Annotated in this window: 15 protein-coding genes and 1 pseudogene; 7 read left to right on the forward strand and 9 right to left on the reverse strand. The window is 72.4% G+C overall.

Going from position 1 to position 20,301, the window contains the following annotated elements; translation table 11 throughout:
- The first annotated feature begins 95 nt into the window (after positions 1-95).
- Entirely contained in the window at positions 96-1,292 is a 1,197-nt protein-coding gene (locus tag IE180_RS05045; protein WP_190155519.1) for a trans-sulfuration enzyme family protein, read from the forward strand.
- A 21-nt stretch (positions 1,293-1,313) separates the two neighbouring features.
- Here the strand turns inward: IE180_RS05045 and IE180_RS05050 are convergent, their stop codons facing one another.
- From IE180_RS05050 to IE180_RS05060, 3 genes are read right to left on the reverse strand one after another with little or no spacing between them, the layout of a single operon-like run.
- A complete protein-coding gene (locus IE180_RS05050; protein ID WP_190155520.1) occupies positions 1,314-1,805 on the reverse strand; it encodes an LURP-one-related/scramblase family protein in 492 nt (163 codons plus the stop codon).
- 31 nt (positions 1,806-1,836) lie between these two features.
- Entirely contained in the window at positions 1,837-2,586 is a 750-nt protein-coding gene (locus tag IE180_RS05055; protein ID WP_190155521.1) for a bestrophin-like domain, read from the reverse strand.
- A 1-nt stretch (position 2,587) separates the two neighbouring features.
- Positions 2,588-3,997 carry a hypothetical protein gene (locus IE180_RS05060; protein WP_190155522.1) on the reverse strand — a complete coding sequence of 470 codons (1,410 nt, stop codon included), beginning with the start codon at positions 3,995-3,997 and terminating at the stop codon, positions 2,588-2,590.
- 142 nt (positions 3,998-4,139) lie between these two features.
- On the opposite strand from IE180_RS05060, the gene IE180_RS05065 reads away from it, so the two are divergent.
- On the forward strand, positions 4,140-5,933 hold the full coding sequence (locus tag IE180_RS05065) for an NHL domain-containing thioredoxin family protein (RefSeq protein ID WP_190155523.1): 1,794 nt from the start codon (positions 4,140-4,142) through the stop codon (positions 5,931-5,933).
- 36 nt (positions 5,934-5,969) lie between these two features.
- Here IE180_RS05065 and IE180_RS05070 read toward each other — a convergent pair whose 3' ends face one another.
- From IE180_RS05070 to IE180_RS05080, 3 genes are all read right to left on the reverse strand, one after another.
- Positions 5,970-6,314, reverse strand: a complete 345-nt coding sequence (locus IE180_RS05070) for a hypothetical protein (protein WP_190155524.1) — start codon at positions 6,312-6,314, stop codon at positions 5,970-5,972.
- Between the two features lie 60 nt (positions 6,315-6,374).
- Positions 6,375-7,682: a M18 family aminopeptidase gene (locus IE180_RS05075; protein ID WP_093875202.1), complete on the reverse strand. Its 1,308-nt coding sequence runs from the start codon at positions 7,680-7,682 to the stop codon at positions 6,375-6,377.
- Positions 7,683-7,834: 152 nt separating this feature from the next.
- Positions 7,835-9,664 carry an acyl-CoA dehydrogenase gene (locus IE180_RS05080; protein WP_190155525.1) on the reverse strand — a complete coding sequence of 610 codons (1,830 nt, stop codon included), beginning with the start codon at positions 9,662-9,664 and terminating at the stop codon, positions 7,835-7,837.
- Between the two features lie 205 nt (positions 9,665-9,869).
- Here IE180_RS05080 and IE180_RS05085 point away from each other — a divergent pair, with 205 nt between their 5' ends.
- The 3 genes from IE180_RS05085 (at position 9,870) to IE180_RS05095 (ending at position 12,828) form a co-directional block, all read left to right on the forward strand.
- Positions 9,870-10,370, forward strand: a complete 501-nt coding sequence (locus IE180_RS05085) for an SseB family protein (RefSeq protein WP_190155526.1) — start codon at positions 9,870-9,872, stop codon at positions 10,368-10,370.
- A 426-nt stretch (positions 10,371-10,796) separates the two neighbouring features.
- Complete coding sequence (locus IE180_RS05090; protein ID WP_190155527.1) at positions 10,797-11,591, forward strand: pirin family protein; 795 nt, start codon at positions 10,797-10,799, stop codon at positions 11,589-11,591.
- A 130-nt stretch (positions 11,592-11,721) separates the two neighbouring features.
- Positions 11,722-12,828, forward strand: a complete 1,107-nt coding sequence (locus IE180_RS05095; protein ID WP_190155528.1) for an AI-2E family transporter — start codon at positions 11,722-11,724, stop codon at positions 12,826-12,828.
- 264 nt (positions 12,829-13,092) lie between these two features.
- Here the strand turns inward: IE180_RS05095 and IE180_RS05100 are convergent, their stop codons facing one another.
- Positions 13,093-15,216 carry a SpoIIE family protein phosphatase gene (locus IE180_RS05100; RefSeq protein WP_190155529.1) on the reverse strand — a complete coding sequence of 708 codons (2,124 nt, stop codon included), beginning with the start codon at positions 15,214-15,216 and terminating at the stop codon, positions 13,093-13,095.
- A gap of 180 nt (positions 15,217-15,396) precedes the next feature.
- Between IE180_RS05100 and aspS the strand changes: the two genes are divergently transcribed.
- Positions 15,397-17,217 (forward strand): aspartate--tRNA ligase, encoded by a 1,821-nt coding sequence (gene aspS, locus IE180_RS05105; protein ID WP_190155530.1) that lies wholly within the window; start codon positions 15,397-15,399, stop codon positions 17,215-17,217.
- Positions 17,218-17,667: 450 nt separating this feature from the next.
- Here aspS and IE180_RS37655 read toward each other — a convergent pair.
- Positions 17,668-17,877, reverse strand: a pseudogene (locus IE180_RS37655) (helix-turn-helix domain-containing protein); the annotation flags it as partial.
- Between the two features lie 297 nt (positions 17,878-18,174).
- On the opposite strand from IE180_RS37655, the gene IE180_RS05115 reads away from it, so the two are divergent.
- Positions 18,175-18,528: a DoxX family protein gene (locus tag IE180_RS05115; protein WP_229860296.1), complete on the forward strand. Its 354-nt coding sequence runs from the start codon at positions 18,175-18,177 to the stop codon at positions 18,526-18,528.
- Positions 18,529-18,618: 90 nt separating this feature from the next.
- On the opposite strand, the gene metG is transcribed toward IE180_RS05115, so the two are convergent.
- Positions 18,619-20,226 (reverse strand): methionine--tRNA ligase, encoded by a 1,608-nt coding sequence (gene metG / locus IE180_RS05120; protein ID WP_190155531.1) that lies wholly within the window; start codon positions 20,224-20,226, stop codon positions 18,619-18,621.
- Between the last annotated feature and the right edge of the window lie 75 nt (positions 20,227-20,301).

Raw genomic sequence — 20,301 nt, forward strand, 5'->3', positions numbered from 1 at the left:
CGGGCCCGGTGCACAGGACCGCGCGGCGTACCGTCCGGTCCACTCCGCCGGGATTGGACCTGTGAGGACAACCGGCCTTTCCCCACACTGAGTCCATGACCCACGCCGAACCCGCCTCCCCCCGCCCCGAGACCCTCACCGTCCACCCGCCGCACGTCGAGGTCACGGGCAGCAGGCCCCTCGGCGTGCCCCTGCACCAGGGCCACGTCTTCGCCTTCGACTCGGCCGACGCCCTCGCCGAGGGGTTCACCTCGCCGGACGCCTTCCTCTACTCCCGTCTCGGCAACCCCACCGTCCGCACCCTGGAGGACGCCGTCGCCCGCCTGGAGGGCGGGGCCGCCGCCCGGTCCTTCGCCTCCGGCATGGGCGCCATCAACGCCGTCCTCCTCGGCCTGCTCTCCAGCGGCGACCACGTCATCGCCCAGACCTGCCTGTACGGCGGCACGTACGCGGTCCTCACCGACCTCGCCGCCCGCTGGGGCGTCCACGTCACGTACGTCTCCGGGAACGACCCGGAGGAGGTGCGGGCGGCCCTGCGCCCCGAGACCCGGCTCCTCTACCTGGAGACCATCGCCAATCCCACCACCCGCGTCGCCGACCTGCCCGCGCTCGCCGCCGTCGCCGCCGGGGCCGGGGTCCCCGTCGCCGTCGACAACACCTTCGCCTCCCCGCTGCTCTGCCGCCCCCTCGACCACGGCGCCGACGTCGTCGTCCACTCCGCCACCAAGTACCTGGCCGGGCACGCCGACGTCCTCGGCGGCATCGCCGTCTTCAAGGACTCCGAGACGTACGGCAGGGTCCGCCACCACTCCGTCGAACAGGGCGCGTCCACCGACCCGTTCGCCGCCTGGCTCACCCTGCGCGGCATGCAGACCCTCTCCCTGCGCATGGAGCGCCAGTGCGCGAGCGCCGCCGAACTCGCCGCCCGGCTCGAAACGCACCCGGCGGTCGAGACCGTCCGCCACCCGGCCCTCGCGAGCCACCCGGACCGGGCGATCGCCGCACGCCTGCTGCCCGCCGGCGGCGGCGGGGTGGTCTCGATCGACCTCGCGGGCGGCCGGGAGGCGGGCCGCGCCTTTGTCGAGGCGGTACGGCTGGCCTCCCTCAGCGTCTCCCTCGGCGACGTGAAGACGCTGGTCATGCACCCGGCGTCCACCTCCCACCACCAGCTCGACGCGGCGGCGCTCGCCGCGGCCGGCATCGGCGCCGGCACGGTCCGGCTCTCCGTCGGCATCGAGCACGTCGAGGACCTGTGGGCGGACCTGGAGCAGGCGCTGACGAAGGCGGGCTGAGCGAAGGCCTCCGGAGGGAGGTCAGTCCTCCCGTTCCCGTTCCGCCATCCGGATGACGCACACGGCGACCGCGATCTGCAGCGCGGCGTCCGCGTCCTCGCGGACCACGTTCACCGCGTACGTGTCGCGGACGTGGAACCACTGCCGGGAGATGTGGGCCAGGAGTTCTCCCTCGTACTCGACGGTGAACTCCCGGTCCAGGATCCTGCCGCTGACGTCCAGTTCGGTCCCGTCCACGAGCGTCACCCGGTAGTGGTTGCGGAGGAGGGAGAGCCGTTTGCGGCGGACGGTCGCGAGCGTCTGGTCGTCCCGCTCGATCGTCATCGCGTCCCGCAGGCTGAACATCTTCTGCCGCAGCGTGACGAGGACCTGCCCGTCGGGGCCCTTCAGCTCCAGGGTGTCGCGCAGCCGCAGGGCCTTGCCGTCGACGAGGAAGGCGTGGCGGCCCTGCTCGTCCTCGATCCAGTAGTCGTCGCCGATCGCGAAGATCTTGTCCCGTACGAGATATTTCACGCGCCTATGTCTGCCCGGTCCGGGGAGCTTCTCACCCGAAGTACCGGGTGAACGCGTCCGGTGACGCGCCCAGCACCCCTCCGAACGGCGTGTCGAGCTGGTGGATCAGCAGCACGGTGAAGGCGATGAACCCGGAGAGCCCCATCACCATCACCACGTGCGTCGCGCTCCTCCTGATCCCGAAGAGGAACATGAACGCGAGCGTCAGGGTGCCGCCGATCAGCAGGCCCGTCCACAGCACGGGGGAGAGCCGTTCCTGCGCCGCGGCCTCCCGGCCCCGCCGCGCGTCGTCGATGTAGCCGAGCTGGGCCAGGACCTCCTGGGCCGCGATCTGCTCCGGCACCTTGGCCGAGTCCCCCACCTCGCCCGCCTTCCGGAGCCTTTCGAGCAGCTGCCAGCCGGACGGGCCGAGCGGCGCGCGCTCCGCCATCGCGGGCCACTCGACGCCGACGACGTGATCGGCGTACGCACGGGCGGCGTCCCGCAGCGGCTGTCGCCGGGCCGCGGGGAGCGCGTCCGCGAGGAGGTACGTCTGGTGCAGCGCGCTCGCCTCGGCCTGGACGTTGTCGGAGGCGGCGGAGCGGGTGTCCCAGACGGACACCAGGCAGAGGCCGAGCACGACGGCGTAGAGGACCGACACCATCATGGCGATGTACTCGGCGACGTCCTCGCGCGGTTCCTCGTCCTCGCCGACCGGGAAGAGCCGGGTCTTGGCGAAGACGGCGACGGCGGCGACGAGCGCGACGCCGAGGACGACGACGAGCGTCTCGAACAGGGCCACGTCACTTCACCCGGCTGCCGAGCAGGGCGGCCGCGACGGCCGCCGGGATCAGGAGCAGCAGCAGCATCGGCACGACCCCGAACCCGTGCGCCTCCCGCGTCCGGCGCCGCAACCGCCCCAGAAACCCCTCGTCGTCGGGCACGGCCTCGGCCCGCTGCCGCTGTCGTCGCTGTTGCTCCTGCAGTTGTTGCTGCTGCTGCCGGTCGCCGGTCCCGGGCGCCGTCTCCGGCACGCCCCGCGGCGGGGCCGCGGGGACGGTTCCGGCGGTACGGGCCGACGCCGGCGGCACGGAGGACGGGGCGGCTCGCGGTACGGACGGGGGGAGGACGGGCGCAGCGGCTTGGGGAGCGGCCGGTGGAGCGTTCGGGGGCACGCCTTGGGACACGCCTCCGGGAACGGCCCCCGGAACCCCCGGAACCCCCGGAGCACCTGGCGCACCCCCGGCCCCGACCCCGGTCCCGGTCCCCGCCCCGGCCGTCCCGGCACCGGCGGCCCCGGCTCCCGCTCCAGCCCCTCCTGAAGCCCCAGCCCCTCCAGCAGCTCCAGCCCCTCCAGCACCCCCAGCAACCCCAGCGCCCCCACCCACTCCGGCCGCCCCACCCCTCGCACTCCCCCCGCTCCCCCCGCCGCCCCCCGCTCCCCCCGGCGGCGGAGGGATGGTGAAAGCGGCGGAGGAGCGTGCGGTGAGCGTCGGCGCGGGGACGGGAGCGCCCCCGGCGTCGAGGGTCGGGACCCGGTCGCTGCCGGTGGCGAGTCCGGTGCTGCGGTGGGTGCCCGGCGGGCGCAGGACGGTGGCCGTGCAGCGGACCGAGGCGCCCGGGGGGAGCAGGGGCACGGTCCCGGCGCGCCCGCCGCAGTCGACGGCGCCGGAGCCGAGCGGCAGGGCGGTGTCCTCGACGCGTACGGCGTGGAGGACCTGGTTGCCCCGGTTGGCGACGGTGTACGTGACGGCGGCCCGCCCGCCCCCGACCGAGACGCGCTCGGTGAGGGTGAGGCCCCCGGCGACGCCGACGTACCCGGAGCGGGCGGTCGCGCTGCTCAGCACGTCGAGGGAGGGGACCTCACCCCGGGCCCGCGCGGTGGCGAGGCGCACCCCGGGCAGGGCGCGGAAACGGGCGACGCACTCCAGCTCCCCGAGCGCGGCGAGCTGCTGCCGGGGGCACCGCACGGCCCCGCCGGGCACGCCGGGGTCGACGACCCGTACGCCGTGCACCCGCGCCTCGCCCAGGTTCTCCAGCAGGTACCGCTTCACGACCTGGGCCCCGACCCGTACCGCCGGCGGCCGCTCCGCGCTGTCGGGGCGGCCGTCCACGGTGACGGTCATCCGCAGGGCTCCGTCCCCGGACCCGCCGGCCCACGCGGCGGCCCCGGACAGCACGAGCAGCACCGTCGCCAGCAGCCCACCGCTCACCCGACGGCCGTAATGGTCCGATGATCTGCCCACGCGCGTCATGTGCCCCATGCCACCGCCCGCCTCCGGCCCACCCGGCCCCGGGACACGCCCCGGCCCCCCACCCGGCCCCGGTTTTCCACCCGTACGGCACCCTTGAACCATGAACGAATCCGCGCCCACCCCCGCGCCCCGACGTGCCCGTGTCCGCGCCCCCGAACTGATCGGAAAAGGCGGCTGGCTCAACACGGGCGGAGAGGAACTGACCCTCGCCGATCTGCGAGGGAAGATCGTTCTGCTCGACTTCTGGACCTTCTGCTGCGTGAACTGCCTGCACGTCCTCGACGAGCTGCGGGACCTGGAGGAGAAGCACCGCGACACGCTCGTGATCGTCGGGGTGCATTCGCCGAAGTTCGTGCACGAGGCCGAGCACCGGGCCGTCGTCGACGCCGTCGAGCGGTACGAGGTGCACCACCCGGTGCTCGACGACCCGGAGCTCGCGACCTGGAAGCAGTACGCCGTGCGGGCGTGGCCGACGCTCGTCGTGATCGACCCCGAGGGGTACGTCGTCGCCCAGCACGCCGGCGAGGGGCACGCCAACGCCATCCGGACGCTCGTCGAGGAGCTGGAGGCCGAGCACGAGGCCAAGGGGACGCTGCGGCGCGGCGACGGGCCGTACGTGGCGCCCGAACCCGTCGCGACCGACCTGCGCTTCCCGGGGAAGGCCGTGACCCTGGAGAACGGGCACTTCCTGGTCTCCGACACCACCCGGCACCAGCTCGTCGAGCTGGCCGAGGACGGCGAGACCGTGGTGCGGCGGATCGGCGAGGGCGTCTTCCGGGAGCCGCAGGGGCTCGCCCCGCTGCCGGACGGCAGGATCGTCGTCGCGGACACCGTGAACCACGCCCTGCGCACGTACGACCCGGAGAGCGGGGCGATCGAGCTCGTCGCCGGCACCGGGAAGCAGTGGTGGCAGGGGTCCCCGACCTCCGGCCCGGCCCTCGAGGTCGACCTGTCCTCGCCGTGGGACGTCGCCTGGTGGCGGGGCAGGGTGTGGATCGCCATGGCCGGTGTGCACCAGCTGTGGACGTACGACCCGGAGGGCGGGACCGTCGAGGTCGCGGCCGGGACCACCAACGAGGGGCTCGTGGACGGCCCCGCCGCCGAGGCCTGGTTCGCGCAGCCCTCCGGGCTCGCGGCCACCGAGGACCGGCTGTGGGTCGCCGACTCCGAGACCAGCGCCCTGCGCTGGGTCGACACCGAGGGATCCGTGCACACGGCCGTCGGCACCGGGCTCTTCGACTTCGGTCACCGCGACGGCGCCGCCGACCAGGCCCTCTTCCAGCACCCGCTGGGCGTGACCGCGCTGCCCGACGGCTCGGTCGCCGTCTCCGACACGTACAACCACGCCCTGCGCCGCTTCGACCCCGCCACCGGCGAGGTCACCACCCTCGCCACCGATCTGCGCGAGCCCAGCGACGCGGTCCTCGTCGGCGGGGACATCGTGGTCGTCGAGTCCGCCCGGCACCGGCTGACCCGGCTGCGGCTGCCCGAGGAGGCCGTCCAGGTCGAGGCGGTCGCCCACCGCACGCGGCGCGAGGCCACCGAGGTCGCCCCGGGACGGCTCCGTCTCGACGTCGTCTTCCGGGCGCCGACGGGGCAGAAGCTGGACGAGCGGTACGGCCCCTCGACGCGCCTCCTGGTCTCCTCGACCCCGCCGGAGCTGCTGCTCGGCGGCGAGGGCACGGGGACGGACCTCTTCCGCGAGCTCGACCTCAACCCCGGGGTCGCGGAAGGCGTGCTGCACGTGTCCGCGATGGCCGCCTCCTGCGACGACGACCCGGCCAACGAGTACCCGGCCTGCCACGTCCACCAGCAGGACTGGGGCGTCCCCGTGAAGGTCACGGCCGACGGCGTCTCCCGGCTGCCGCTGATCCTCGCCGGCATGGACGGCTAGGTCCCGACCGACCGACCGGGGCCGGGAGGGCCCCGGTCAGCGCACGAGCCCCTGGTTCCTGGACGGACGCCCCGCGGCCCCGTCCAGGCACCCCTCCACCCAGGCCGCCGGGTCGTGCACGGCCCGCTCGCCGCCCATGCCCTGCCGCTCCATGAGCGCGCACTCGCCGTCGAGCAGCGCCCTCGTGCGCGAGCCGTCGGTGTCGTAGCCGCGGATCCGGCTCGCCTGGACGTACCCGCCCTCGTAGGCGATGTCCGTGCCCCACGGCGGCCGTTCGCCGTACTTCCCGATCAGGGCGCCCGCCGCCGCCACGGCGAGCACGACGGCGACGGTGACACCGGCGGCGAACTTCCCCCGCGAGGGGCCCTCATGACGATGCATGGGGACGACGCTGCCAGGCGGGGGCTTTCGCGGATGTTTCGCGCGACGCGCGAGCGGGGCTCAGCCCTCCAGGAACGCCACCAGGGCGTTCGCGAGGAGGTACGGGTCGTCCGCGCCGCAGAGTTCGCGGGCGCTGTGCATGGAGAGGATCGCGACGCCGATGTCGACGGTCGAGATGCCGTGCCGGGCGGCCGTGATCGGGCCGATCGTGGTGCCGCAGGGCATGTCGTTGCTGGAGACGAAGGACTGCCAGGGCACCCCCGCCTTCTCGCAGGCGGCGGCGAAGACCGCGCGGCCGCTGCCGTCGGTGGCGTACCGCTGGTTGACGTTCACCTTGAGGATCGGGCCGCCGTTGACGCGCGGGTGGTGCGTCGGGTCGTGGCGCTCCGCGTAGTTGGGGTGGACGGCGTGACCGGTGTCGGAGGAGAGGCAGACCGTGCCGGCGAAGGCGCGGGCCCGGTCCTCGTAGGAGCCGCCGCGGGCGTAGACCGAGCGCTCCAGGACGTTGCCGAGGAGGGGGCCCTGGGCGCCGGTGTCGGCCTCGGAGCCGTTCTCCTCGTGGTCGAAGGCGGCGAGGACCGGGATGTACGGGAGGTCGTCGCGGCCCGCGAGGGAGGCGAGCGCGGCGACGCCGGCGTGGACGGAGACGAGGTTGTCCATGCGCGGGCCGGCGAGGAGTTCGCGGTCGCGTCCCAGGTAGGCGGGGGCGTCGACGGCGTGGACCATGAGGTCCCAGCCGCTGACGTCCTCGGCGTCGACGCCGGCCTCGGCGGCGACGAAGGAGATCAGGTCGCCCTCGTGGACCTGTCCGATGCCCCAGATGGGCTGCATGTGGCGCTGGCGGTCGAGCTTGAGGCCGTCGTTGACCTGGCGGTCGAGGTGGATGGCGAGCTGCGGGACGCGCAGCAGCGGCCGGTCGACGTTGACGAGGTGGTGGCTGCCGTCGCGGAGGGTGAGACGGCCGGCGAGGCCGAGGTCGCGGTCGAGCCAGGTGTTGAGCAGGGTCCCGCCGTAGATCTCGACGGCGACCTGGCGCCAGCCCTGGGCGCCCATGTCGGGCTGCGGCTTGACGCGCAGGTTGGGGGAGTCGGTGTGGGCGCCGACGATCCGGTACGGGGTGTGGGCGGTGGCGCCCTCCGGCACGTACCAGGCGATGATCGCGCCGCCGCGGATCACGTACTTCCCGCCGCTCGTCCCGTCCCAGGCCGCGGTCTCCTCGACCTTGCGGAAGCCGGCCTTCTCCAGGCGGGAGGCGGCGCTCGCCACCGCGTGGTACGGCGAGGGGGAGGCCGTCAGGAAGGCCATCAGGTCGTCGGTGTGGCCGCGGTCGAAGGGGCCGGCGGTGGGACGGGAAGCTGCGCTGCTCATGGGTTCACCTTACGCACGAACCGACATGCGGATACGGGGCCCCGGAAATGGGGAACCGGGCGGCGGGGCGGGCGGGGCGAGGGGCCCCGGGCAGCAAGAACGGCCCGCCCCCCTCCCCGGGGACGGGCCGTTCCGTCAGGACGGGGCGCGTCTCAGAACGCGGCCTCGTCCAGGTCCATCAGCGAGCCGTCGACGGCCTCGGCCAGCGCGCGCTCGGTGGAGACGCCGGGCAGGACGTTGGCGGCGAAGAACTTCGCGGCCGCGATCTTGCCCTGGTAGAAGGCGACGTCCTTGCCGGTGGCGCCGGCGGCCAGCTTCTCGGCGGCGACGGCCGCGCCCTTGAGGAGCAGGTAGCCGACGACGACGTCGCCGGAGGCGAGCAGCAGGCGGGTGGTGTTGAGGCCGACCTTGTAGATGTTCTTGACGTCCTCGCCGGTGGCGGTGAGGTCGGTGATCATCGTGCCGACGATGGCCTCCAGGTCGACGGCGGCCTTGGCGAGCGCGTCGCGGGCGCCGGCCAGCTCCTCGCCGCCGGTGCCGACCGCGAGGAACTTCTTGATCTCCTCGGACAGCGCGTTCAGGGAGGCGCCCTGGTCGCGGACGATCTTGCGGAAGAAGAAGTCCTGGCCCTGGATGGCCGTGGTGCCCTCGTAGAGGGTGTCGATCTTGGCGTCCCGGATGTACTGCTCGATCGGGTACTCCTGGAGGAAGCCGGAGCCGCCGAAGGTCTGGAGCGACTGCGCGAGCTGCTCGTAGCCCTTCTCGGAGCCGTAGCCCTTCACGATCGGCAGGAGCAGGTCGTTCAGGCCGTGGAGCGCCTTGGCGTCCTCGCCGGCCGCCTCCTTGATCGCGATCTCGTCCTGCACGGAGGCCGTGTAGAGGACGAGGGAGCGCATGCCCTCGGCGTACGCCTTCTGCGTCATCAGCGAGCGGCGGACGTCGGGGTGGTGCGTGATGGTGACCTTGGGCGCGGCCTTGTCCATGAAGTTGGCCAGGTCGGTGCCCTGGACGCGCTCCTTGGCGTACTCCAGGGCGTTGAGGTAGCCCGTGGAGAGGGTGGAGATCGCCTTCGTGCCGACCATCATGCGGGCGAACTCGATGATGAGGAACATCTGGCGGATGCCGTCGTGCTTGTCGCCGATCAGCCAGCCCTTGGCGGGGTGCTGGTCGCCGAAGGTCATCTCGCAGGTGTTGGAGGCCTTGAGGCCCATCTTGTGCTCGACGTTGGTGGCGTAGACGCCGTTGCGCGCGCCCAGCTCGCCGGTCTCCCAGTCGAACTCGTACTTCGGGACGAGGAAGAGGCTCAGGCCCTTGGTGCCGGGGCCGGCGCCCTCGGGGCGGGCGAGGACGTAGTGGAGGATGTTCTCCTCCATGTCGTGCTCACCGGAGGTGATGAAGCGCTTGACGCCCTCGATGTGCCAGGAGCCGTCCTCCTGCTGGACGGCCTTGGTGCGGCCGGCGCCGACGTCCGAGCCCGCGTCGGGCTCGGTGAGGACCATGGTGGAGCCCCAGCGCTTCTCGACGGCGATCTGCGCGACCTTCTTCTGCGCCTCGTTGCCCTCGTTGTAGAGGATGCCGGCGAAGGCCGGGCCGGAGGAGTACATCCAGATGGCCGGGTTCGAGCCGAGGAGCAGCTCCGCGTAGGCCCAGATCAGGGAGCGGGGGGAGACGGTGCCGCCGATCTCCTCCGGGATGCCCAGGCGCCAGTACTCGGACTCCATGAAGGCGTTGTACGACTTCTTGAAGGTGGCCGGGACGGGCGCGGTGTTGGTCTCCGGGTCGAAGACCGGCGGGTTGCGGTCGGCGTCGGCGAAGGACTCCGCGAGCTCGTTCTCGGCGAGACGGCGGATCTCGTCGAGGATGCTCTTGGCGGTCTCGACGTCCATCTCCTCGAACGGCCCGGTGCCGTACACCTTGTCGCGGCCGAGGACCTCGAAGAGGTTGAACTCGATGTCGCGGAGATTCGACTTGTAGTGCCCCATGGCGACGGCTCCGTAAGGCTCGGGGAGGGAGGTTCCTCGTACACGTACCAGCGAGTAGCAACACGCTCTCTCCGATGATGCTACCCACCGGTAATAAGAAGCAACCCCTATCCGGCCATCTGTGACGTCCGCGACGTCGGCCGGCCGCCGTCACGGGACGCCGCCGGGGTCCTGCGGGGGCGGCGCGCTCGATAGTCTTGGCCCCATGTACGGCTACGAGCAGAACCCGGGTGCCCAGCAGCAGTACGCCCCGCCCCAGCAGGGGCAGTACGCGCCCCAGGGCGGCATGCAGGGCGGCGTTCCCGGCGGGTACGCCCAGCAGCAGCCCCCGCTGTACCCGGAGCCCTCGCCGCCGTCGCTCGCGGACGCCGTGCGCGCCTTCACGACCGGCACCCTGGCCGCCGAGGACTTCCAGCAGATCTTCGCGACCTCGAAGGTCTACTGCCCGCGCGGCGACAACCCCGGCTTCCTGGCCCTGCACAACACCCAGCAGCCGGTGATCCCGATGTTCACCTCGCTGAAGGAGCTGCGGCGGTACGCGGGCAAGGAGTCGAAGTACTTCGTGATCACCGGCGCCGAGGTGATCGACCTGCTGCCCACCGGGTACGGCTTCGTCCTGGACATGGAGGGCGACCACCGCATGGTCTTCGACGCGAAGGCCGTGGAGCAGATGGTCGACTTCGCGATGCGGCGGATGTACGGCTGACGCGCGGGCGCGCGCGTGAGCGTGAGGACGGGGGGACGGACGGGTGCGCGTGCGGACGCCTGGCGTGTGACGGCTGATGTCTGAGCCTGACGTGTGACGTGTGACGTGTGCGGGCGGGCCCGGCACCCCTTCCGGGGGTGCCGGGCCCGCCCGTTTCCCGTGCGGGCTCCTTCGAGGACCGTCGGGGTGCCGGGAGGTCCGCCCGGCGGGGGCGGCGTGCCCGAGTGGCCGGGGACGCGGAGGCGTGGCTCACTCGGACGGGTGGCCGGGGACGCGGAGGCGTGGCTCACTCGGACGGGTGGGCGACTTTCGGCCGTCCGGGCGGGACGCCCGGGAATGAAGCGGGGCGGGTCCACGTTCCGGGTAGCAGAAAGTTCAGCGTTCAACTAAAGTGGTCGTACAAGGTCGCAACCAGGAGGTCCGGTCATGCCCGCTGTGACTGTCGAGAACCCGCTCACCCTGCCGCGCGTCGCCGCCCCCGCCGACGCCGTCTCCCGCCCCGTGCTCGCCGTCACCACGGCCCCCTCGGGCATCGACGGAACCTTCGACCACCAGGACTCCAACGGCGGCGGCGGCACCATCACCAACGGCGACACCCAGTGGATGACCGCCGGCTCCGGCCTCCTCCACATCGAGGCCCCGCCGGAGTCCCTCGTCGTCAGCGGCGGCCTCTTCCACGGCCTCCAGCTGTGGGTGAACCTGCCCGCCTCCGACAAGATGATGGCCCCCCGCTACCAGGACATCCGCGGCGGCCAGGTCCAGCTGCTCACCACCCCCGACGGCGGCGCGCTGCTCCGCGTCATCGCCGGCGAGCTCGACGGCCACGACGGCCCCGGCATCACCCACACCCCGATCACGATGATCCACGCCACCCTGCGCCCCGGCGCCGAGATCAGCCTGCCCTGGCGCGAGGACTTCAACGGCCTCGCGTACGTGCTCGCCGGCCGCGGCACCGTCGGCACCGACCGGCGTCCGATCCACACCGGACAGACCGCCGTCTTCGGAAAGGGCGGCTCGCTCACCGTCCGCGCCGACGAGAAGCAGGACGGCAACACCCCGGACCTGGAGGTCGTCCTCCTCGGCGGGCAGCCGATCCGCGAGCCCATGGCCCACTACGGCCCGTTCGTCATGAACACCCAGGCCGAACTGCGCCAGGCCTTCGAGGACTTCCAGGCCGGCCGCCTCGGCACGATCCCGGCCGTCCACGGAATGGGCGAATAGACGGTACGGGGACGGGCGCGTGAGCGGTACCGGAAGGGACGGGCGAGCGGCACGCCGTCACTGACGGGCCGTCACCCGGACGGCCCGTCAGCGCGCGACGCCACGCCCGCCGACGTGGTCCGGTGGACGGGTGCAGCCGAGCCGAGCGCCCCTCCCTCCCGAACCCCTGCTCCCCGAGCCCGCCCGCCGGTTCGCCGCCTGGTGCGTCGTCCTGCTGCTCGCCGCCGGGGTCGCCGCCGTCCTCGTCTGGCTCTGCGCCGTCCTCAAGACTGCCGTCACCCCCGTCCTCCTCGCGATCCTCGGCACCGCCCTCCTCGGCCCGCTCCACCGGCGCCTGTTGCGGATGAAGGTGCGCAGGGGAATCGCCGCCGCGCTCACCGTCGTCGCCGTCCTCGTGGTCGTCGGCGGCGCCACGTACATCGTGGTCGCCGCCCTCATCGAGACCGGCGACCAGATCGTCGCCTCGCTCCGGCGGGCCGCCTCCGACATCGCCGACCACCTCGGCGCCGCCGGCACCTCCCTCGACGACCTCGCCGGGAACGCCGAGAAGCTCCTCAAGGAGTTCGGCGGCACCGCCGCCTCCGGCGTCATCAGCGGCCTCAGCGTCGTCGGCCAGATGCTCGCCACCGGCGTCCTCGCCCTGTTCCTCATCTTCTTCTTCCTCAAGGACTCCGACCGTGCCGCCGGCGCCCTGCGCTCCCTCGCCCCCCGCGGCACCGGCGACCTCGTCGAGGCCATGGCGCGCCGCGCCTTCGAGGCCGTCGAGGGCTTCATGCGCGGCACCACCTTCATCGCCCTCGTCGACGCCGTCCTCATCGGCGTCGGCCTGGTCGTCCTCGACGTGCCCGGCGCCGTGGGGCTCGCCGCGCTCGTCTTCGTCACCGCCTACATCCCGTACCTCGGGGCCTTCCTCTCCGGCGCGATCGCCGTCCTCGTCGCCCTCGCCGACCGCGGCTTCGTCATCGCGCTGTGGGCGCTCGGCGTCGTCCTGGCCGTCCAGGTCGTCGAGGGCCACGTCCTCCAGCCCCTCGTCCAGAGCAGGACCGTGCAGATGCACCCGGCCGTGGTCATGCTGGCGATCACGGCCGGCGCGTCCGTCGCGGGCGTCCTCGGCATGCTGCTCGCCGTCCCGCTGACGGCCGCCGCGACGGGGATCCTGGGAGTGCTGCGGACGCGGTACGGGGCTCCTCCCGCGGCGGACCGGGCCGGGTCCGGACCGCCCGGCCCGGCGGATTAGGCCGACGCCCGGGACCGCGCGACCGTCGGAGGTCACCGTGGTGTCGCCGCCGGCCTCGTGGGTGTCCACGGCGCGCTCCGTGGCCCCGGCGCCCGTACGGGACCGGCCCGCACGGCGGGAGGGGCCCGCACGGCGGGACCGGCCCGCACGGCGGGAAGGGCACGCACGGCGGGAGGGGCACGCACGGCGGGAGGGGCACGCAGGGGGCGCGGGAGGGCCACGCGCGGTGCCCGCCCCGTCTCCCGGGCCGCCGCCCGCCGGAGGCTACCGGCAGCAGCCGTCCTCCGAATCCGGTTCGTTCAGCTCGAACCAGATCGCCTTGCCGTCGCCCCGCGGGTCGACGCCCCAGACGTCCGCCAGCATCTCCATCAGGACCAGGCCGCGCCCGCTCGACGCCATCTCGCCCGGGTGCCGCTTGTGCGGCAGCTCGTCGCTGCCGTCGGAGACCTCCACGCGCAGCCGCCGCGCCTTCTCGCCGCAGGCGACCTCCGCCACCAGGAGCGCGTCGCCGTCGGTGTGGACGAGGACGTTCGTGACCATCTCGGAGACCATCAGGACCGCCGCGTCGAGCTGGCCCTCGTCCGACCAGTCGTGCAGCAGCTGCCGGACCTGCTCGCGCGCCTCGGCGATCCGTTCCGGTTCCGCCTGGGCGATCGTCATCAGGGTGCGGCGCGGGGCCTCCTGGACGGCGCCGGCGGGCCGGAGGGAGAGCAGCAGGACGGCGATGTCGTCCTCGCGGCGGTCGGCGAGCGGTCCCGTCGTGTGGTGCGAGCCGGGGCCGTGGACGGCCTCCACGAGCGCGTCGGCGAGCCGCTCCAGGTCGTCGCCGTCGTGGGACTCCAGGAGCTTCCGCACGCGCTCCCAGCCGCTGTCCAGGTCGTGCCCGCCGGTCTCCAGGAGGCCGTCGGTGCAGATCATCAGGGTCTCGCCGGGGTCGAGCGTGAGCCGGGTGGTGGGGTAGTCGGTGTCGGGGTCGATGCCGAGGGGCAGCCCGCCGGCCGTGGGCCTGAGGAGGACCGTCCCGTCGTTCGTCCGCACCGCCGGATCCGGATGCCCGGCGCGCGCGATGTCGACCGTCCCCGTCTCCAGGTCGACCTCCAGGTAGAGGCAGGTCGCGAAGCGCGGACCGCTGCCGTTCCCGTCCCCGTCGTCCCCGTCCGTGATGCCGTAGAGGAAGCGGGAGGCGCGGGAGAGGACCGCGTCCGGCCGGTGGCCCTCGGAGGCGTACGCGCGCAGGGCGATCCGCAGCTGCCCCATCAGGCCGGCGGCCCGCACGTCGTGGCCCTGCACGTCGCCGATGACGAGGGCGATCCGCCCCGGGCCGTGCCCGTCGGCGCGGGAGGAGGCGCCGGGCAGCCGGATCATGTCGTACCAGTCACCGCCGACCTGGAGGCCGCCGCCGGTCGGCACGTACCGCGCGGCGACCTGGATGCCCGGGATGCCCGGCCCGAGGACCGGCATCATCGTCCGCTGGAGCCCGAGCGACAGCTCGCGCTCGGACTCGGCCACGCCCGCGCGTGCGAGGGCCTGCGCGAGCATCCGCGCGACGGTCGTCAGCACGGAACGCTCGTCGGGCGTGAACGCCACCGGATGCTTGAAGGCCGCCATCCAGGCGCCCATCGTGCGCCCGGCGACGACGAGCGGCACGAAGGCCCAGGAGCGGCGCCCGAAGCGCTGCGCGAGCGGCCAGGTCGTGGGGAAGCGGCGCAGGTACTCCTCCGGGGTCGGCAGGTAGATCGCCCGCCCGGTCCGCACGACCTCGGCCGCCGGGTAGTCCGTGTCCAGCGACATCGAGGAGAACGGCCCCTCGTCGCCCTCGCGGTGCCCGTGGTGGCCGATGATCGTCAGCCGGTCGCCGGCCACGCCGAAGACGGCGAGCCCGTCCGGCGAGAAGCCGGGCATCGACAGCGAGGCCGCGACCCGCAGCACCTCGGCCGTGGACCGCGCCTCGGCGAGCGCCCGTCCGGCGTCGAGGAGGAAGGCCTCGCGGGAACGGCGCCAGTCGCCGGTGACGGGGGTGCGGGCGGCGGTGCCCGGCAACTGCTCGGCGACTTCCTGGAGGGTGCCGACCAGCTGGTAGTCGTTCCCCTCGATGAGCGGCTTCGACCTGCTCCGTACGGTACGGATCACCCGTCCGTGCTCGTCCATGATCCGCAGCCGGGCCTCGGCGAGGGTGCCCTCGGCGACGGCGAGGTTGACCACCCCGTCGATCTCGTTCCAGTCGACCGGATGAAAACGGGAGCGTACGGCCGCCTCGGTGAGCCGCACGGGCTCGGCGGGCAGCCCGAGCAGCCGGGCGGCCTCGGCGTCGAGCGAGACGATCCCGGACGCGTTGTCCCAGCGCCACAGGCCGGTCGCGATCGCGGCCAGGACGTCCTCGGTGCGCATTGCCCCACTTTATGAATATCGGACAGCGGGTCGCCACCGAGGGTGTTCGAGATGCGATCTTGGACCGGCCGGTACTCTGGGTGCGTCTGCCCTCGTGTCCTGTGACCTCTGTGACCCCTTTGACAGCAGTCACGGCCGGCGGCGACCCACCCCGAGATCCCGAAGACTGGATGAACGACGATGCATCGGTACAGGTCCCACACCTGCGGCGAGCTCCGCGCCTCTGACGTCGGCACCGACGTCCGGCTGAGCGGCTGGCTGCACAATCGGCGCGACCTGGGCGGCATCCTCTTCATCGATCTGCGCGACCACTACGGCATCACGCAGCTCGTCGCCCGGCCCGGCACGCCCGCCGCCGAGGTCCTCGACAAGCTCACCAAGGAGACCGTCGTCCGCGTGGACGGCAAGGTCGTCTCCCGCGGTGCGGAGAACGTCAACCCCGAGCTGCCGACCGGCGAGATCGAGATCGAGGCCGCCGAGGTCGAGGTCCTGGGCGCCGCCAAGCAGATCCCCTTCACCATCAACACCGACGACGGCGTGAACGAGGAACGGCGCCTGGAGTACCGCTTCCTCGACCTGCGCCGCGAGCGCATGCACCGCAACATCATGCTGCGCTCCGCCGTCATCGCCTCCATCCGCTCCAAGATGGTGGCCCTCGGCTTCAACGAGATGGCGACCCCGATCCTCGCCGCGACCTCCCCCGAGGGCGCCCGCGACTTCGTCGTCCCGTCCCGCCTGAACCCGGGCAAGTTCTACGCGCTGCCGCAGGCGCCGCAGCAGTTCAAGCAGCTGCTGATGATCTCCGGCTTCGACCGGTACTTCCAGATCGCGCCCTGCTTCCGCGACGAGGACGCCCGTGCCGACCGCTCGCCCGGCGAGTTCTACCAGCTCGACGTCGAGATGAGCTTCGTCGAGCAGGAGGACGTCTTCCAGCCGATCGAGAAGCTCATGACGGAGCTCTTCGAGGAGTTCGGCGGCGGCCGCCACGTCACCTCGCCGTTCCCGCGGATCCCGTTCCGCGAGTCGATGCTCAAGTACGGCAACGACAAGCCCGACCTGCGCACCGACCTCGAACTCGTCGACCTCACCGACGTCTTCGAGAACTCCGAGTTCAAGGCCTTCGCCGGCAAGCACGTCCGCGCCCTGGCCGTCCCGAACACGGGCGACCAGCCGCGCAAGTTCTTCGACTCCCTCGGCGACTTCGCGGTCTCCCTCGGCGCGAAGGGCCTGGCCTGGGTCCGCGTCGGCGAGGGCAACGCCCTGACCGGCCCGATCGCCAAGTTCCTCACCGAGGAGAACGTCAAGGTCCTCACCGAGCGCCTGGGCCTCCAGCCCGGCCACGCCGTCTTCTTCGGCGCCGGCGAGTTCGACGAGGTCTCCAAGATCATGGGCCCGGTCCGGGTCGAGGCCGCCAAGCGCGCCGGCCAGTTCGAGGAGAACGTCTTCCGCTTCGCGTGGATCGTCGACTTCCCGATGTACGAGCGGGACGAGGAGACCGGCAAGATCGACTTCTCGCACAACCCGTTCTCCATGCCGCAGGGCGGCCTGGAGGCCCTGGAGACCCAGGACCCGCTGGACGTCCTCGGCTGGCAGTACGACATCGTCTGCAACGGCATCGAGCTCTCCTCCGGCGCCATCCGGAACCACGAGCCCGAGATCATGTTCAAGGCCTTCGAGATCGCGGGCTACTCCCGTGAGACCGTCGAGGCCGAGTTCGCGGGCATGCTCCGCGCCTTCGAGTACGGCGCCCCGCCGCACGGCGGCATCGCCCCGGGCGTCGACCGCATCGTCATGCTCCTCGCCGACGAGCCCAACATCCGCGAGATCATCGCCTTCCCGCTCAACGGCAACGGCCAGGACCTCCTGATGGGCGCCCCGACCGAGCTGGACGAGTCCCGCCTGCGCGAGCTGAACATCCAGCTCCGCAAGCCGGTCGAGAAGAAGACCGCCACGGAGGACCGCCCGGTGACGGAATCGGTCCACCCGGACGCGGCGCGGTAAGCCCCCCGCCGACGCACGGCGAAGGGCCCGGGATCCTCACGGATCCCGGGCCCTTCGCCGTTCCCCGCGGGCGTCGGGCCGACGCGGCGCGGAACCTCTCCGGGGAGGAGGCCGGGTCACGGCCCGCGCCGCCCCCGGCCGGAAGGCGCGAGAGGAGCACCCGCTCAAGCTCCACGACGGGCGCGAGCACGGCGTCCACCAGCTCGTCGGTGCCGCACTTCCCCAGGACCGTCCCGTTCGCGGAGACCGGGACGGCCCCCTCCCGGTCACGACGGAGGCCGCGCCGGCGGCCGGGTGGCGGTGTCGAAGCCGGAGGGCTCAGCCTGCCCCGGGCGTACGGAGGAGCTCGGCCCGGCCACGGATTCCGCCCCTGCCCTCGGCGGGGTGCCCGGCGACCGGTCTCGCCCCCGCTCCGGGCTTTCCCGGGCGGCAGGCGTCGCAGTCGCCCGGTTCCGGGAACCGCCGCGCGAGGGTCTCGATGCTGACGGAGGCCCCGGTGGGCAGCGACTGGACGTGCACGGAGAGGCCGATGGCGAGCAACGACAGCCCGGCGTGCTGGGCCAGGTGGTTGCCGATCACCGTGAAGCGGCGGGTGTGGCGGTCGTTGTCGTGCAGGACGCCCCCTGCGAAGGCGATGTGGGCCCGGCGCACATCGGGCAAGAGGGGCGACCCGTCGAGGTCCAGGACCTGGAGGCCGCACGTTTCGAGCTTCCGGCACCAGTCGGGCGCGGGTGCGGCCACGTCGTCCTCCCGGATCGGTGTCCCGGCTGCGGGTCGTGACCAGCCCGGCGGCAGGCCGCGCGGGCCCGCAACACCGTTTCCCGCGGTGCGTCACGTCCCGGTCCCGTGGGCCGCCGGAAAGAAATCCTCCGGGGCCGTCACACATTCCGTACGGGCTCCGTCAGTGCGGTGTCCGGCTCGGCCGAGGCGGACACGGGAAAGACCTGAGGAGCCGAGATGTTCGCCGAGATGTCCACCACCGCCGTCGTCGTCACCGCCGTCGCCGCGTTCATGGCCGGGTTCTCCGGGGTCTCGATCTTCGCCAGGGCCAAGTTCGTCGTCGAGCCGCTCGCCGAGTACGGGGTGCCGCGGGCCTGGTGGAACCTGCTCGGGGCCGCCAAGGTCGCCGGGGCCGTCGGGCTCGTCGTCGGGTTCTACGTCCCCGTCATCGGGACCCTCGCCGCCATCGGGCTCGTCCTGTACTTCGCCGGCGCGGTGATCACCGTCCTGCGGGCCCGCGCGTACGGCCACGCCCCCTTCCCGCTCGTCTACATGGCGCCCGCCGTCGCCGCCCTGGTCCTGACCTGGTGACCCCCGCACGGCACCGAAAAGGCCGCCGCCCCGGATCCACACCGGGACGGCGGCCTTCTTCGTGCGTCAGTACGTCGGCACGACCGTGCGTCAGTCCTTCTTCGGGTCCTCCAGGCGCGGGAACAGCACCGCGCCCTTCGTCACCGTCGCGCCGGCCGGGAGCTGCCCCCACGTGCCCGCCGACTGGACCGGCTGGTCCGCCAGGGCGCCCAGGGACTCCCCGGCGCCCAGGGACTCCCAGAGGGCCTGCGAGGTCTCCGGCATGATCGGGTTGAGGAGGACGGCGACGGCGCGCAGGGACTCCGCGGCCGTGTAGAGGATCGTCGCCAGGCGGGCCCGGCCCTCCTCCGAGTCGTCCTTCGCGACCTTCCACGGCTCCTGCTCCGTGATGTAGCCGTTGACCTGCTTCACGAAGTCGAAGACCGCCAGGATGCCGGCCTGGAAGTCCAGCTCCTCGCCGATCTTCGCGTCGGCCGTCGCGACGGCCTTGGCCAGACCCTCGTGGACCGCCTTCTCCGCGTCGCCGTCGGCCGTCGACGCCGGCAGCTCACCGCCGAAGTACTTGCCGACCATCGCCGCCACGCGGGAGGCGAGGTTGCCGTAGTCGTTCGCCAGCTCGCTCGTGTAGCGGGCGGTGAAGTCCTCCCACGAGAACGAGCCGTCGCTGCCGAAGGCGATCGCCCGGAGGAAGTACCAGCGGTACGCGTCCACGCCGAAGTGCGAGGTCAGGTCCTGCGGCTTGATGCCCGTCAGGTTCGACTTCGACATCTTCTCGCCGCCGACCATCAGCCAGCCGTTGGCCGCGACCCGGCCCGGGACCGGGAGGCCCTGCGCCATCAGCATCGCCGGCCAGATCACCGCGTGGAACCGCAGGATGTCCTTGCCGACCAGGTGCACGTTCGCCGGGAACGTCTCCTCGAACTTCGCCGGGTTCTCGTTGTAGCCGACGGCCGTCGCGTAGTTCAGGAGCGCGTCGACCCACACGTAGATGACGTGCTTCTCGTCCCACGGGATCGGGATGCCCCAGTCGAACGTCGAGCGCGAGATCGACAGGTCCTGAAGGCCCTGCTTGACGAAGTTCACGACCTCGTTGCGGGCCGACTCCGGCTGGATGAAGCCCGGGTTCGCCTCGTAGAACTCCAGCAGCTTCGGGCCGTACTCGCTCAGCTTGAAGAAGTAGTTCTCCTCCTTGAGGATCTCCACCGGCTTCTTGTGGATCGGGCACAGCTTCGTGCCGTCCTCCGCCTCGATGAGGTCGCCGGGGAGCTTGTACTCCTCACAGCCCACGCAGTACGGGCCCTCGTACCCGCCCTTGTAGATCTCGTCCTTGTCGTACAGGTCCTGCACGAACTCCTGGACGCGGTCCGTGTGACGCTTCTGCGTCGTACGGATGAAGTCGTCGTTCGCGATGTTCAGGTGCTCCCAGAGGGGCTTCCACGCCTCCTCGACGAGCTTGTCGCACCAGGCCTGGGGCGTGACGTCGTTCGCCTCGGCCGTGCGCATGATCTTCTGACCGTGCTCGTCCGTGCCGGTGAGGAACCACACCTTCTCGCCGCGCTGACGGTGCCAGCGCGTGAGCACGTCGCCTGCGACGGTCGTATAGGCGTGGCCCAGGTGAGGAGCGTCGTTGACGTAGTAGATGGGGGTCGTGACGTAGTACGCCTTCGCCCCCTGCTTCTCGGATCCAGTGGCCGCCATGGTCGAAATCCTAACGGTCGTACGAAGATCCACTCACATCCATAAAACAGGGGTGGGGAGGGGCGGGGATGATGA

This window comes from Streptomyces litmocidini (assembly GCF_014649755.1).
Classification (GTDB): Bacteria; Actinomycetota; Actinomycetes; order Streptomycetales; family Streptomycetaceae; genus Streptomyces; species Streptomyces litmocidini.

What these genes read in the sequence shown, in the direction of transcription:
- aspS (WP_190155530.1), top strand. Translation starts at nt 15,397, where the DNA reads ATGCATCGGTACAGGTCCCACACCTGCGGCGAGCTCCGCGCCTCTGAC.
- IE180_RS05065 (WP_190155523.1), top strand. Translation starts at nt 4,140, where the DNA reads ATGAACGAATCCGCGCCCACCCCCGCGCCCCGACGTGCCCGTGTCCGC.
- IE180_RS05070 (WP_190155524.1), bottom strand. Translation starts at nt 6,314, where the DNA reads ATGCATCGTCATGAGGGCCCCTCGCGGGGGAAGTTCGCCGCCGGTGTC.
- metG (WP_190155531.1), bottom strand. Translation starts at nt 20,226, where the DNA reads ATGGCGGCCACTGGATCCGAGAAGCAGGGGGCGAAGGCGTACTACGTC.
- IE180_RS05085 (WP_190155526.1), top strand. Translation starts at nt 9,870, where the DNA reads ATGTACGGCTACGAGCAGAACCCGGGTGCCCAGCAGCAGTACGCCCCG.
- IE180_RS05075 (WP_093875202.1), bottom strand. Translation starts at nt 7,682, where the DNA reads ATGAGCAGCGCAGCTTCCCGTCCCACCGCCGGCCCCTTCGACCGCGGC.
- IE180_RS05080 (WP_190155525.1), bottom strand. Translation starts at nt 9,664, where the DNA reads ATGGGGCACTACAAGTCGAATCTCCGCGACATCGAGTTCAACCTCTTC.
- IE180_RS05115 (WP_229860296.1), top strand. Translation starts at nt 18,175, where the DNA reads ATGTTCGCCGAGATGTCCACCACCGCCGTCGTCGTCACCGCCGTCGCC.
- IE180_RS05100 (WP_190155529.1), bottom strand. Translation starts at nt 15,216, where the DNA reads ATGCGCACCGAGGACGTCCTGGCCGCGATCGCGACCGGCCTGTGGCGC.
- IE180_RS05045 (WP_190155519.1), top strand. Translation starts at nt 96, where the DNA reads ATGACCCACGCCGAACCCGCCTCCCCCCGCCCCGAGACCCTCACCGTC.
- IE180_RS05090 (WP_190155527.1), top strand. Translation starts at nt 10,797, where the DNA reads ATGCCCGCTGTGACTGTCGAGAACCCGCTCACCCTGCCGCGCGTCGCC.